The sequence below is a fragment of the Pseudobacteroides sp. genome (assembly GCF_036567765.1).
Lineage (GTDB): Bacteria > Bacillota > Clostridia > Acetivibrionales > DSM-2933 > Pseudobacteroides.
Window position 1 is genome coordinate 193,329 of record NZ_DATCTU010000007.1, and the last position, 13,483, is coordinate 206,811.

Below are 13,483 nucleotides of genomic sequence, written 5' to 3' on the forward strand. Positions count from 1 at the left end.
GATATGAGTGATAAGCTGACACTGGGTAGTTTGTTTGATGGAAGCGGAGGCTTTCCTCTAGGGGCACTGCTAAACGGTATCGTCCCCATATGGGCAAGTGAAATTGAGCCATTTCCTATAAGGGTGACAACAAAGAGACTTCCGTTTGTCAAACACTATGGTGATATACGAAAAATAAACGGTGCGGAGATAGAGCCAGTGGACATTATAACCTTCGGCTCACCCTGTACCGATATGTCGGTAGCTGGGAAAAGAGCCGGGCTTGACGGAAAGCAGTCGGTGCTTTTCCATGAAGCCATCAGAATCATCAAGGAAATGAGGTGTAAAACCAATGGAATGTATCCAAGATTCATCGTGTGGGAAAACGTGCCGGGCGCGTTCTCAAGCGGAAAGGGAGAGGATTTTAGGGCAGTCCTTGACGAAATCGCAAAAATCAAGGATGAAGCCGCTCATGTTCCTTTGCCTGACAAAAATAAATGGCTGTGCGCAGGAGAGGTCTTGGGAGATGATTTTTCCATTGCATGGCGAACTGTTGACGCCCAATTTTGGGGAGTCGCCCAGAGACGCCGTAGAATCTACCTTGTCGCAGATTTTGCAGAAGGATGTGCCGGAAAAATATTATTTGAGTTCGAAGGCCTGTCAGGGTATTCTCCGAAGGGCGTCTGCCCGTGGGAAACAGCTTCCCGAAATGCTGAGGATTGCATTGGAATGCCAGTCAGCTTTGAACCTGGAGCCGCCTCAAGATTAGGAGGACACTATTGGGATAATTCCACCTGCAGCCTTCGGGCGCAAATGGGTGACAATCAGCTTGCTGTTGCAATTGAAAATCATCCTTCTGATAGCAGAGTAGGCATTGATGACAGCGGAACCATCCAAACCCTGACCGGACGGATGGGAACTGGAGGCGGGAATGTTCCCCTTGTCATGAATGAATGCAAGGAAAATGATAAAATTGCTCCTCCCATTCACAATGAGCAGTGTGTTAATATTCCATTCTGCAAAGGAACAAGACCTCATAATAAGGAAGAAGCACAAAAATGGGATCATGCTAAAAAGGCAAACACAATAAATACCTTTGATGTAGGGGAGCAAAGGGCGAATGAACTTATTGTCAAAGCTTACGGCATCTGCTCCGACAAGAGCAATTCGATGCTTTCTGATAATCCGAACAGCGGTATCTATGAAGCGGACACCAGCAGGACACTTGACGGTACGGGTGGAAATCCGGCATGCAACCAGGGAGGGATAGCAGTGGTTGCACTGCAGGGGAACATGATCGGCAGAGAAGATAAAAATGGCCCGCGGGGTGATGGAATCAATGAGGATATAAGCTTCACCTTAAATACAATAGACCGGCATGCCGTGGCATTTGCCATGACTACTGGCTGTTATGCAGAAGTCAATGAGGAAGTTGTTGCACCGCTGATGGCAAGGGATTACAAGGATGCACAGATTGTAACCGAGCCGGCCAGCTTTTATCCTCAAATGAAAGCGGAAAGCCAGTGCTTTCGTCAGGACGGAAAAGCTAACACCCTTGTTAACGGCACAAATCCCGGCTGCCATAACGGAGTTGTAGGAACTGAATATACAGTAAGAAGATTAACACCCACTGAGTGTGCATTGCTCCAAGGCTTTCCTGCCGATTGGTGTTCAAGATTGGAAACTAAAAATCCAACAGAAGATGAAATAAACTGGTGGAGCAAGGTCTTTGAAGAACACCGTATAATTATGGGAACAAGTACAAAGCCCAAAAGCAGAAGCCAGATCATTAAATGGCTTAGGAATCCTTACTCGGATGCTGCTGAATATAAAATGTGGGGCAACGGTGTCGCGCTTCCTTGTGTTTGCTTTGTTCTGGCAGGAATTGCATGGGTAATTTAAAAAGACATTTCCATCGATAATTAGCTTGCTTTTCTGTGCGTTCAGAGTGATTAATGTACTACCAGGGAATCACCTGAAAATGAAAGGAGCGGGTTTCAATGTTAAAAAAGGTTCTGATTACAAGGAAAGCGGTAAACATCGAGGAGCTTAAGAACAGGACGGGGCTGGAACGAGACAAGGTAGACTTTACGGTTGAAAAGGTTGTGGAGCTGCCAAAAGACCAATACGAATTTTTTATAAACAACCTTCTCAGGGACTTCGATTTTATAGAGGAAAACAAAGCGCTAATGTATGTGGATGAATATAGAGTATGGCACTGTATCCTTATAAAAGCCGAAGACGGAGCAGACGGAATATTGGTTGAGGCAGAGGGATATTCCTACCCGAGGTACACCAGCTACATAGAAAGCGTTGAGGAAATAAAAAAATAAAAAAAGGCTTGGATGGAGGGGAGACTGAAAAAGGTCTTCCCTTCATCTTTATAAACAGCAGGAACCGCTTGACTTTGTGTGCTTTTAGAGTGATTAATGTAACTACAAAATAAACTTTTGGAGGTGCCTTATGAGCGGAGCGGCTGATATTAAAATTGTGGATGTTGGGCTTCCGGGACGGCTATATACAGAAAGGCTTTCCATGACGGAAGTAAACATGATAAAGGAGCAATTCAGGTTAGAGGCTGAAAAGCTTCTCAAGGAAGGACACAAGCATGTGGTGTACGGCATAAGAAGGCATGAAGGCCAATACTTTAACTTCGGGCTTACCCCCATTGATGATGAACAGGAATTTATAAAGCTCACGGATATGGAATACAGCGCAGGCACTGAGGTTATTTATGCGGTGCATGCAAAGTGAATGTTGACGGACCGGGAGTGTTGAAATAAAGGAGGGTTTTGAAAGTGGGCTATGACATTTATATTGGCGAAGCGGAAACAATAAATGGGGAAATACGGATTAAAAGAGCTATACAAGCTGCTGCTCCTGAATTTGGATTTGGAGATATCAGCGGCAGGGGTAACAGCAGGCATCCTGGGTATTCTCAGATGACCGAGTTTTGTAAAGCAACAGGGTTATATGAACTATTCTTTGATAAAAACACTGGATTGCTGCGTACTCATCCCGGTTGCTGTCCTATTGGGCAGGAACACCTTGAGTCCATCAGAAAAGCCAAGGAGAAATGGGAAGAAGGGCATCCGAACTGCAAGGAATTACTGCCGACAAAAGATAAGGAGCCGACTTTGAATCGTAATGATGAACGGGAAGGCAATCAATATGATTGGTTCTACGCAAGGCTTATATGGTACGAATTCTGGTTTGAATGGGCGCTGATGAACTGCAAGAAGCCTTCAATCTCAAACAGCTGACCAACGGCATTTCTGAAAACAGAATAATTAATAGTTGGGATAATTAAGGGGTCTAAAGGACTCCTTTGATTATGTGCTGAAATGCTTTGATATAAAGGGTCTTGAGTATAAAAAAGAATCAGAATTCACTTGCTTTTCTGTGCATTCAGAGTGATTAATGTACTAAGGGGAAACCCAAATAAGTACAGGAGGGATTCAATATGGACCGTAAAGAAATGATAAGGCTGCTTGAGGCTCACAGCGGAACAAAAGCTAAATATATGGGAGCGCCAAGCTTCGACTACCAGATTGAAATCAGAGGCGAAACCTACAGGATAGCAAAAAACGGTGTAATGAAAGACGGAGTTGGAAACGAGGTTGATTTTGAAGCGGTACTCCAGCTGACTGTTGAGGGAATACCGGAGGATAACTTTACCGCAGAAGAAACCCAAGAGGATGTTTTGCTTGAAATATCGGTGCCCATGGAGGGCCACACAGGACAAACACTCCGCAATATCGTGAACATGGTATACAGCAAGCAGGAGCATCTTAAAAAGGCTTTTGGAATTGAAACGGATATTGTAAGCACGGAATTTGTAGAAGTACTAAATGCTGAGGGCGTTAAAACCCTGGAGCAGTTCAAGGAACTTGCTGGAAGGATAGGCACAGGCAAATGCCATGGCATAAGCTTTGATTTTGATGAAAACACAATAGCTTTCAAGTTTGGAATACGATCTGAAGAATCTGATAAGGTGGATGCAGCCACAAAGCTGGTGGCGCTTTTGAATAAAAGCGCAAAGGAACAAAAGCATGCTTCCTTTAAGCCTTCCGCCGATGACAATATGAAGTTTACCATGAGGGTTTGGCTGATACGGCTTGGTTTTGTGGGTTATGAATATAAGGAGGCGCGAAAGACCCTGTTGAAGTCCCTTGAAGGAAATGCGGCGTTCCGTAACGGAAAGGGTGAAAAAGAGGCTGTTGGCGCATGAACAGACTTTAGATGAAATAAATGTTTTATATATGGGGCTTAAATGCCCCATATATAAATTTCAACGCATATTTATAGGCAATAAAGCTTTTGTCGGAACGTGGGGCCATACACGCGGACACAAAGCCAAGTGTGTTGATGACTGACTTCAAACTCTGTGTTTATAAGGGTTTTGAGGCTGGGATGCTTTTGAAAAAGTGCCTTTAAAGTGTAGAATTGACTTGCTTTCCTGTGCGTTCAGAGTGATTAATGTACTACGGGAACAAACCCGAAAAACAGGAGGTGTTTTCAATGAGAATGATTTCAAAGGAACTACTGGATTTACTCCGTAAAAAATATCCTTCAGGAACACGGGTGGAGCTGGTTAGCATGAACGACCCATACACGCAGCTGCCAAAGGGTGCAACGGGAACGGTATTGTCGGTCGATGATATTGGAACCATTCATGTGAGCTGGGATTGCGGTTCAAGCCTTGGGATTGCATATGGAGAAGATAAGTGCAGGCCAATATAGGGATGGTAAATAACAAAGTCAAAATCCACTGACAAAAAAATAAATATAAAATTCACAGTTCACATATTGAGAGCTTCGGAAACGGGGTTCTTTTTTTATGCTTTTCTGAAGGGAGGGGATGGCAATTGGAGGCAGACAGGGTCCATATTTTGATAAAAAGGAAGCTGAGCATGCGGTTCGGTTCATTAATTCTTTAAAGCATACAAAAGGTACCTGGCACGGTGTTGACTTCGACCTCCTTCCCTGGCAGGACAAAATCATCAGGGACGTATTCGGAACAATGAAGACAAACGGCTACAGGCAGTATAATACGGCATACATTGAAATTCCGAAGAAATCCGGTAAAAGTGAAATTGCAGCGGCGGTTGCCCTGCTTCTCACCTGCGGAGACAACGAATGGGGTGCGGAGGTTTACGGCTGTGCCTGTGACAGGCAGCAGGCCTCCATCGTTTTTGATGTCGCCGTGGACATGGTTGAGCAGTGCCCTCCGCTTAAGAAAAGGATAAAACCTTTGATTGCAACAAAAAGGCTGGTGTACCAGCCCTTAAGCAGCTTCTATCAGGTGCTTTCCTCCGAGGTTGCATCAAAGCATGGATATAACGTGCATGGTTGTATCTTTGACGAGCTCCACGCCCAGCCAAATAGAAAGCTCTATGATGTAATGACCAAGGGCTCCGGGGATGCGAGAAAGCAGCCTTTAAACTTTGTAATCACCACTGCCGGTACCGACAGGAACAGCATCTGCTGGGAGGTGCATCAGAAAGCCGTTGATATTATTGCGGGCAAAAAGATTGACCCCACCTTCTACCCGGTTATTTATGGTGCAGCAGATGATGATGACTGGACGGATGAAGCGGTATGGAAAAAAGCAAACCCATCCCTTGGATACACCATAGAGCTGGACAGGATAAGGGATGCTTTTTTATCTGCAAGAGAAAACCCGGCAGAGGAGAACATATTCCGTCAGCTGAGACTCAACCAGTGGGTGAAGCAGACCGTCCGCTGGATGCCAATGGAGGCATGGAACGCCTGTGCCTTTTATGTGGATGCAGACTCGCTTGTGGGAAGGGAGTGCTATGGCGGGCTTGACCTTTCAAGCACTACTGATATTACTGCCTTTGTGCTGGTATTTCCTCCTTTAGATGATGAAGATAAGTATATTGTGCTTCCCTTCTTCTGGATTCCCGAAGACAACCTGGAGCTAAGGGTACGGTGTGACCACGTTCCGTATGATGTGTGGGAAAAGAAGGGGTTTTTGAAAACCACAGAAGGAAACGTAGTCCACTATGGCTTTATAGAAGCCTTTATTGAAGAACTGGGGACGCGGTATAACATCAAAGAGATTGCGTTCGACCGCTGGGGAGCGGTACAGATGTCGCAGAACCTTGAGGGGCTGGGATTCACAGTAGTACCATTCGGGCAGGGGTTTGCGTCAATGTCACCGCCTACCAAGGAGCTTATGAAGCTGGTGCTTGAAAAGAAAATTGCGCATGGCGGCCATCCCGCCCTTGCATGGATGATGGACAATGTAACTGTGAAAACCGATCCTGCCGGGAACATCAAGCCCGATAAGGAAAAGTCCACAGAACGAATTGACGGAGCGGTTGCCGCCATCATGGCGCTTGACAGGGCACTCAGACATAAGAGCGATGGCGGCGGTGAGAGTGTGTATAACGAAAGAGGATTATTAATCCTCTAACTAAAGATGGGAGTATGGAAAGGAGGCAAAGAATGAGCAGGGATTCTCCAAAAGATATAATCATCAAATTAACAGTACGATTGGCGGTGAACGGGATATGAACCTTTTTCAGATAATATTCAATAAAATACCACGGAAAATTGCGCAGGAAACCGGAAGCCAGAGTGGAATGGGAGCTTTGTTCGGACGTTCATCCAGCGGAAAGCAGGTGAATGAACAGACAGCCATGCAGGCAGCTACGGTATATGCCTGCGTTAAAATCCTGGCTGAAACCATAGCAAGCCTTCCGCTGCACACCTACAGAAGGACCGCCGGGGGCAAGGAAAAAGCATATGACCATTATCTTTACGAGCTCCTTCACAGCCAACCCAATTCTGAGATATCAGCCTTCACATTTTTTGAAGCTATGATGGCACAAATCCTTATATGGGGTAACGCTTATGCCTTTGTTGTCCGTGACGCTAATGGGAAGGTGCTTGAGCTCTGGCCGTTAAGACCTGAAAAGATGCAGGTGGGCAGGCTTGAAGGCGGGGATTTGTTTTACAGCTATGATACGAAGGATGGTACACAGAGCTTCAGACGAGATGAAGTGCTTCATGTTCCGGGCCTTGCCTTTGACGGGGTTACAGGCCAGTCACCCATATCCTATGCCAAAAATGCCATAGGGATGTCGCTGGCGGCTGAGGAATATGGAAGCACTTTCTTTGCCAACGGTGCAAATCCCGGCGGAGTGCTTGAGCATCCCGGTGTTGTAAAAGACCCGAAGCGGCTCAGGGAAAGCTGGGAGTCGGTTTACCGCGGAAGCAGCAATGCCCATAAGATAGCTGTCCTTGAGGAGGGGATGAAATTCAGCCCCATTGCAATACCTCCAGAGCAGGCGCAGTTCTTAGAGACCCGCAAGTTCCAGACCAATGAAATCTGCAGGATATTCAGGGTGCCGCCACACATGGTCGGTGATTTGGAAAGGGCCACCTTCAGCAATATTGAGTACCAGTCCATAGAATTCGTTGTGCATACCATAAGACCGTGGTTGGTGAGGTGGGAGCAGGCCATGAAGAATCAATTGCTGCTGCCGGATGAGAAGAAGGAATACTTTATCCGCTTCAATGTTGACGGACTCCTCCGGGGTGATTTCAAAACAAGGCAGGAGGGCTACAGCATTGGAATCCAGAACGGCTTTTTAAGCCCCAACGATGTGCGTGAGCTTGAGGACTTGAACCTTATTCCAGACGAGCTTGGAGGCAACCGGCACATGATAAACGGCAGCATGATTGACTTGAAGGATGTGGGTAAATGGGCTGATAAATACAGCACTCAAAAGAAGCAATAGAAAACGGTATAACAGAAATGAAGGGTGGTGATTCACTTATAGGCATTTTAAAGACATATATGAAATGTTAACGCAGGAAGGAGATGAGAAAACCGATGAAAAGGAAGTTCTGGAACTGGATGGAGGATGAAAACACTCTGTACCTTGACGGATACATTGCACAGGAGAGCTGGTTTGGTGACGAGGTGACACCAAAGCTGTTCAAGGATGAGCTTGTAAGCCGCAAGGGAGATATAACCCTCTGGATTAACAGTCCTGGAGGGGATGTTTTTGCAGCGTCCCAAATTTACACCATGCTAAAGGAGTACAACGGCAGTGTAACAGTAAGGATTGACGGTATTGCTGCAAGCGCTGCATCAGTTATTGCCATGGCTGGAGACACAATAGAAATGTCTCCCCCGTCGCTCATGATGATCCATAACCCCATGACCATTGCGTTCGGTGAAGCAAGCGACTTTGAAGGCGCCATTGAAATGTTAAACCAGGTGAAGGAAAGCATTATCAACGCCTATGAGCTTAAGTCAGGACTGTCCAGGGTGAAAATATCACGCATGATGGACGATGAAACCTGGTTCAATGCTAAAAAGGCTGTTGAGCTCGGCTTTGCAGACAAGATTCTGTATCAGAAGGAAAAGGTGGAAAACCAGGGAGGTGGGGAACCGCCGATTCTTATGGACAGCTATATGTTTGACAAAAGGACGGTGGCATTAAATCTTGCAAGCAAATTGGAAAAGGTAAAGCCTGAAAAGAAAAGCCCTGCAATACAAGCGGAAAAACAGCTTGATGTTGCAGGGCTTTTGAATGCAGTGAGGGAGATAGTCGCAGAGGAGCTCAAAGGGAAGGTCGATGTGGAAAGCCTGCGCAAAAGACTTGACCTGTTAAACAAAACTACAAAAATATGGAGGTAAAAATAATGTCGAAAATTTTAGAGCTGAGGGAAAAACGAAGCAAGCTTTGGGAGGATGCCAAGGCTTTTTTAAATGAGCATGAAGGCAATATGACCGCTGAAAATTTGAGCCAGTACGAGAAAATGGAGGAGGATATCGTACTGATGGGCAGGGAGATTGAAGCCCTGGAGCGCCAGCAGAAAATGGAGATGGAGCTTACAAAGCCTGTAAGGAGCGCCGTAAAGCCGGAAATTGTTCAGCAGGAGTCGGAGAAAACAGGCAGAGCTTCCAAAGGTTACAATGACGCCTTCTGGAAGAACATGAGAAGCAAAAACAGCTATGATGTTTTAAATGCATTGCATATTGGGACCGACTCGGAGGGCGGCTATCTCGTGCCTGATGAGTATGAGAAAACCCTTGTTTCAGCACTTGAGGATGTAAACATAATGAGAGGTCTTGCTACCATCATTAACACCTCATCAGGTGACAAGCAGATTCCTGTTGTAGCATCCAGAGGTACCGCAAGCTGGGTGGCTGAAGAAGGGGCAATCCCTGAAAGTGATGACAGCTTCGGGCTTATCACCCTTGGTGCGCACAAGCTGGCTACCATGATCAAGGTGTCGGAGGAGCTTTTGAATGACAATGTATTCAACCTTGAGGGCTATATTTCCAAGGAGTTTGCCAGAAGGATCGGAGCTGCAGAGGAAGCCGCTTTTATAAACGGCAACGGGACAGCAAAACCCACTGGAGTTATAGGAAGCGGAGAAGTGGGAGTAACAGCCGCATCCTCCACCGTCCTTACCTTAGATGAAGTTATCGACCTTTATTACTCACTGCGTGAGCCTTACAGGAATAATGCGGCATGGCTTATGAACGATGCTACCATAAAGGCTATAAGAAAGCTGAAGGATGGAAACGGGCAGTACCTATGGCAGCCTGCATTACAGGCAGGTCAGCCCGATACCATTTTAAACAGGCCTGTAAAAACATCGTCTTCTGTTCCTACAATTCAGGCAGCAGCCAAGACGATTGCCTTTGGTGATTTTAAATATTACTGGATTGCCGACAGGCAGGGCAGGAGCTTTCAAAGACTCAATGAGCTTTATGCTGTAAACGGTCAGGTGGGCTTCAGGGCGACACAGAGGGTTGACGGAAAGCTGACACTTGCTGAAGCGGTCAAGGTACTGCAGATGAAAGCGTAGGTGAAGCCTGATGAATATAACTAAAAATTATCATAAGGATGGCGGCGATGTTTTTGTAGTCGGTGGCGAAATCAGGGTTGTTGACGATGGGAAAGTGACCTTTGACGGAATAGAACTAAAGCCTGCGGCAAACCAGACCAATAGCACAGCAAGCACAATCGCTGACTTGAAAACCGACTTTAACGCTTTACTTTCAAAACTAAAGGCGGCAGGCTTGATGCTGGACGATGAATAAAGGACGCAAGACAAGGGGAGGCGGTGGATTTGGTTTCACTTAATGAAACAAAAGCATTTCTAAGGATTGATTCAAGCCATGAGGATGCTCTTATCACAAGCTTTATTACTTCTGCGGAGGATATTGTGGAGAGCGTCCTCCGCTATCCCTTGTCAGATTTTCTTCTTGACGGCGGTACACTTCCCGAGCTTGTGAAAACAACGGTGTGGTATGTGGTCTCACAGTTTTATGAATTCAGAGAAAATGTGGACATAAGAAAGCTGACGGAAACGGCATCCCTGCTCCTAACATCTTATCGAAGGAAGGAGTGGTGATGAATGGCATGGAGGAACAACAACCAAAGAAGGCAGTATGCAGGACAGGGAAACATGGTAAAGCCCCTGCTTTCTATCGGCAAGCTCAGACATCGCATAACTATCCAGTCATACTCAACGATAAAAAACAGCTTTGGTGAAGAGGTAAAGGTATGGACTGACTACGCTGTTGTTTCTGCAAGTGTTGAACCGATGTCGGGCAAGGAGCTTTTTACGGCGCAGCAGCTTCATGCAGAAACCACAACGCAGATTATCCTCCGGTACCTTGGTGGGTTAAACACCAGCATGAGGGTTCTGTTTAACAATAAAATCTATGACATCCTTCATGTTTCAAACAAGGAGGAAAGGAATATTGCCATATATCTGCTCTGCAAAGAGAACGGGGAGGTGGTCTGATGGCAAGGTCATATTCGGCAAGGGCAAAAAAAATGAAGGGCGGCATTGACATTGAAGGAGCGGAAGAAATTATGGATTTGCTTCAGGATATGGGGGATGCCGCTGTAAATGTGCTTGACCAGGCTGCCAGGAAGGGTGCGGAGATTGTATTGGCGGCAGCAAAGAGAAAAGCGCCTGTAGACACAGGTGAGCTTCGGAACAGCCTTATACTCAAAAGCGGTATAAAAAAGCAGGGCGGGGATATTGAGAACATAAACCGTAAAATCAAGGGAGCTTACTATGTTACGAGGGAAAGCGGAAAGGCGAGGCATTTTGCACCTGTCGAGCTTGGAACCAAGGAACGGCCTGCGACTCCGTACCTAAGGCCTGCGGTGGATGAAAACCTTAAAAAAATTTCAGATACTGTAACAGAGGAAATCAGCAAGGCAGTGGGAAAGGCAAGGTGACAGCCATGTTTGAAGAAGTGCTGTGCGGCTATTTAATAAACAATGCGGGTATTCATGAACTGGCTGGTGACAGGGTTTACCCGCTTATGCTGCCCCAAAACTGTACTCTTCCTGCAGTGACCTATCAAAAGATTTCAGGAGACCGGCTGCATTCGCTGCAGGGGGACACAGGGTACACAACTCCTGTTTTTCAGGTTACATCAAGGGCTGATACCTATGCACAGTGCAAGGCGCTTGCAGATAAAATCCGCTTGAGCCTTCAGAATTTTACAGGAATAATGGGCGGCACCGATGGAGTGGATATCGGTGCTGTTTTATTAATGGGAGAGGTTGAAGGCTACGAGCCGGATACAAACAGCTGGTATAACCATATGGATTTTAAATTTCATTATGAGGAAAGGATGTGACACGGATGGCTGGGACAGCAGGAAAGAAAGGAAAGGTAATGATCGGAGCCAATTCAGTGACAGCATTGAACAGCTGGTCGCTGGAGCTTGGGATTGACACTCTGGACACCACGGCGTTCGGGGATGATTGGAAGAACTTTATATCCGGCTTAAAGGAATGGTCGGCAAGCGCAGAAGGCGCATATAACGTTCATACCGATGCAAACGGCCAGGCGGCGCTGCAGAATGCGTTCCTGAACGGCACCGATGTGGATTTGAAGCTATATGTAAACAACACCAACTATTACAGCGGCCAGGCACTAATCTCAGGGCTGTCTATTGAAGACCCGGTGGATGACATTGTAACCATATCCATTGAGTTTCAAGGGAATGGCGCTCTGGCATACACATAAGGAGGCCTGTTGAATGCAGAACGGAGTTAAACTAAGCGTCTCGCTGAAGGATACAGATTTGTTTCATGACATTGCAGAGCTTTTAAAAAGGCTTTTTGAGGATGAACGCATTGCAAAGGATGTGCGGGATGAATACAAGTTAAAACTGAAGGAGCTTTTGGGAGGTGATGGGTGATGGGGAGTGTTGCGGGAAGGGTTGGCGGTGTATTTGTACAGACAGAGGATGCACCGGAAGTATTTACTGATGAAGCTGCTGCACCCGACCTTAGCCTTACAAGGTACACAATCAGTGATAGTGCAAAGCGCTATTGGGATAAAAACTTACCTGTTACCGTAAAGGTAAACGGGGAGGTGCAGTTTTCCGGCTATCAGCTGGAGCATTGCGGCGGAGTGGTTGTGTTTGACGAGGCAAAGGACGGAGATGATGTGGTTTTAATCAGTGGAAGCGCTCTGGTCGTAGAGCAGCACGGCGGGTTCTTTAATTGGTCTGCCGAACTGGGTATGGAGACACCTGAGACCACAACCTTTATGTCAAACGGCTGGAAGGAATATATCTCATCTGTCAAAGAATACTCAGCATCAGCGGAGAGCTACTGGGGCGATGAAGAATTCTTTTCAAGGCTGGGTCAGGAGGTAATCATTGCACTATATATTGATACCACAGCCTCAAAGACCCGGTATGAGGGCTATGGGATTATTAGCTCGGATGGAATTGAAACGGCAGCCGATGATGTGGTGAATGATTCAATAGAGATACAGGGAGTTGGACCGTTGTATTATAGGGAGGGTTGAACTAAATGGCAAAACAAAGCGTAATATTGGAGCTGGACAGACCGAGAAGCCTTCGCTTCGGGCTTAATGCCCTGGTCCGTATAGAGGAAATGATAGGAAAGCCTATCAGCAGGCTTGACCTTGACAACATCAGTGTAAAGGATATGAGAACCATCATTTATGCTGGACTTTTTTATGATGACAAGAACCTGACCCCTGAAAAGGTGGGTGAGCTGATTGATGATTTCAGCGACATAAACACGGTTGCTGAAAAGCTGAGCGAGGCAATGACGGAGGCATTCGGAAGAAAAAACGGGAAAAAGCTGACAGCGGGAAAGGAGAAGACTGGGACTGGGACCGGCTCTTAAAAACCGCTGTCGGCATTATGGGGCTTTCACCGGATGAATTCTGGAAGCTGACCCCCTATGAGTTTAACCTTATGATTGAAGGTTTCCTTGCAAGGGAGGAGCGGAAGACTAATGACATTCTCTATCTTGCATGGCATGTGGAGGCTTTCGCAAGATCCAAGAGGCTGCCAAAGCTTCAGACCTTGCTTAAAAAACGGAAACCAAAATCTCAAAATCAAACATTAACAAAAGAACAGTTAATATTTATTGCAAAGAAGAAAGGGCTTGCCGGACCATGGTAATGCCTTTTTTGCTGCCTGTGGGGAGGTGTGGGT

20 protein-coding genes are annotated in these 13,483 nt (G+C 46.3%); all 20 read left to right on the plus strand.

The features are described 5' to 3' along the window. Nucleotides 1–3: 3 nt before the first annotated feature. The 20 genes from VIO64_RS02315 to VIO64_RS02410 all read left to right on the plus strand — a co-directional run bounded on the left by VIO64_RS02315 (nucleotide 4) and on the right by VIO64_RS02410 (nucleotide 13,450). The gene (locus VIO64_RS02315) at nucleotides 4–1,881 is read left to right on the plus strand and encodes a DNA cytosine methyltransferase (RefSeq protein WP_331914779.1); all 1,878 of its coding nucleotides are present in this window, start codon (nucleotides 4–6) and stop codon (nucleotides 1,879–1,881) included. Between the two features lie 98 nt (nucleotides 1,882–1,979). Next, a complete protein-coding gene (locus tag VIO64_RS02320) occupies nucleotides 1,980–2,312 on the plus strand; it encodes a DUF6329 domain-containing protein (RefSeq protein ID WP_081926764.1) in 333 nt (110 codons plus the stop codon). 130 nt (nucleotides 2,313–2,442) lie between these two features. Beyond that, nucleotides 2,443–2,733 carry a hypothetical protein gene (locus tag VIO64_RS02325; protein ID WP_036937259.1) on the plus strand — a complete coding sequence of 97 codons (291 nt, stop codon included), beginning with the start codon at nucleotides 2,443–2,445 and terminating at the stop codon, nucleotides 2,731–2,733. Between the two features lie 44 nt (nucleotides 2,734–2,777). Beyond that, nucleotides 2,778–3,242: a hypothetical protein gene (locus tag VIO64_RS02330; protein ID WP_036937261.1), complete on the plus strand. Its 465-nt coding sequence runs from the start codon at nucleotides 2,778–2,780 to the stop codon at nucleotides 3,240–3,242. 200 nt (nucleotides 3,243–3,442) lie between these two features. After that, nucleotides 3,443–4,210, plus strand: coding sequence for a hypothetical protein (locus VIO64_RS02335; protein ID WP_036937263.1), 768 nt, complete (start codon nucleotides 3,443–3,445; stop codon nucleotides 4,208–4,210). A gap of 290 nt (nucleotides 4,211–4,500) precedes the next feature. Next, nucleotides 4,501–4,722 carry a DUF4314 domain-containing protein gene (locus VIO64_RS02340; protein ID WP_036937265.1) on the plus strand — a complete coding sequence of 74 codons (222 nt, stop codon included), beginning with the start codon at nucleotides 4,501–4,503 and terminating at the stop codon, nucleotides 4,720–4,722. Nucleotides 4,723–4,840: 118 nt separating this feature from the next. Further along, a complete protein-coding gene (locus tag VIO64_RS02345) occupies nucleotides 4,841–6,421 on the plus strand; it encodes a terminase large subunit (protein WP_036937267.1) in 1,581 nt (526 codons plus the stop codon). Nucleotides 6,422–6,518: 97 nt separating this feature from the next. Then, nucleotides 6,519–7,751, plus strand: a complete 1,233-nt coding sequence (locus tag VIO64_RS02350; RefSeq protein ID WP_036937268.1) for a phage portal protein — start codon at nucleotides 6,519–6,521, stop codon at nucleotides 7,749–7,751. Nucleotides 7,752–7,846: 95 nt separating this feature from the next. Then, on the plus strand, nucleotides 7,847–8,659 hold the full coding sequence (locus VIO64_RS02355) for a head maturation protease, ClpP-related (RefSeq protein ID WP_081926765.1): 813 nt from the start codon (nucleotides 7,847–7,849) through the stop codon (nucleotides 8,657–8,659). A gap of 5 nt (nucleotides 8,660–8,664) precedes the next feature. After that, nucleotides 8,665–9,840: a phage major capsid protein gene (locus VIO64_RS02360; protein ID WP_036937269.1), complete on the plus strand. Its 1,176-nt coding sequence runs from the start codon at nucleotides 8,665–8,667 to the stop codon at nucleotides 9,838–9,840. Between the two features lie 10 nt (nucleotides 9,841–9,850). Next, nucleotides 9,851–10,075, plus strand: a complete 225-nt coding sequence (locus tag VIO64_RS02365) for a hypothetical protein (protein WP_036937270.1) — start codon at nucleotides 9,851–9,853, stop codon at nucleotides 10,073–10,075. A 29-nt stretch (nucleotides 10,076–10,104) separates the two neighbouring features. Beyond that, nucleotides 10,105–10,389, plus strand: a complete 285-nt coding sequence (locus VIO64_RS02370) for a head-tail connector protein (protein WP_050753691.1) — start codon at nucleotides 10,105–10,107, stop codon at nucleotides 10,387–10,389. 3 nt (nucleotides 10,390–10,392) lie between these two features. Then, nucleotides 10,393–10,785, plus strand: a complete 393-nt coding sequence (locus tag VIO64_RS02375; RefSeq protein WP_050753690.1) for a phage head closure protein — start codon at nucleotides 10,393–10,395, stop codon at nucleotides 10,783–10,785. Beyond that, nucleotides 10,785–11,231, plus strand: a complete 447-nt coding sequence (locus VIO64_RS02380) for an HK97-gp10 family putative phage morphogenesis protein (protein ID WP_331914792.1) — start codon at nucleotides 10,785–10,787, stop codon at nucleotides 11,229–11,231. The genes VIO64_RS02375 and VIO64_RS02380 overlap by 1 nt, the downstream gene beginning before the upstream one ends. Nucleotides 11,232–11,236: 5 nt before the next feature. Beyond that, complete coding sequence (gp17, locus tag VIO64_RS02385) at nucleotides 11,237–11,638, plus strand: tail completion protein gp17 (protein ID WP_036937276.1); 402 nt, start codon at nucleotides 11,237–11,239, stop codon at nucleotides 11,636–11,638. A gap of 5 nt (nucleotides 11,639–11,643) precedes the next feature. After that, nucleotides 11,644–12,030, plus strand: coding sequence for a phage tail tube protein (locus VIO64_RS02390; protein ID WP_050753689.1), 387 nt, complete (start codon nucleotides 11,644–11,646; stop codon nucleotides 12,028–12,030). 13 nt (nucleotides 12,031–12,043) lie between these two features. Continuing rightward, the gene (locus tag VIO64_RS02395; RefSeq protein ID WP_154673423.1) at nucleotides 12,044–12,205 is read left to right on the plus strand and encodes a hypothetical protein; all 162 of its coding nucleotides are present in this window, start codon (nucleotides 12,044–12,046) and stop codon (nucleotides 12,203–12,205) included. Next, a complete protein-coding gene (locus VIO64_RS02400; RefSeq protein WP_036937279.1) occupies nucleotides 12,205–12,822 on the plus strand; it encodes a hypothetical protein in 618 nt (205 codons plus the stop codon). The genes VIO64_RS02395 and VIO64_RS02400 overlap by 1 nt, the downstream gene beginning before the upstream one ends. A gap of 5 nt (nucleotides 12,823–12,827) precedes the next feature. Beyond that, nucleotides 12,828–13,169 (plus strand): hypothetical protein, encoded by a 342-nt coding sequence (locus VIO64_RS02405; RefSeq protein ID WP_036937283.1) that lies wholly within the window; start codon nucleotides 12,828–12,830, stop codon nucleotides 13,167–13,169. A gap of 17 nt (nucleotides 13,170–13,186) precedes the next feature. Further along, nucleotides 13,187–13,450 (plus strand): phage tail assembly chaperone, encoded by a 264-nt coding sequence (locus VIO64_RS02410; protein ID WP_036937285.1) that lies wholly within the window; start codon nucleotides 13,187–13,189, stop codon nucleotides 13,448–13,450. Nucleotides 13,451–13,483: the final 33 nt, after the last annotated feature.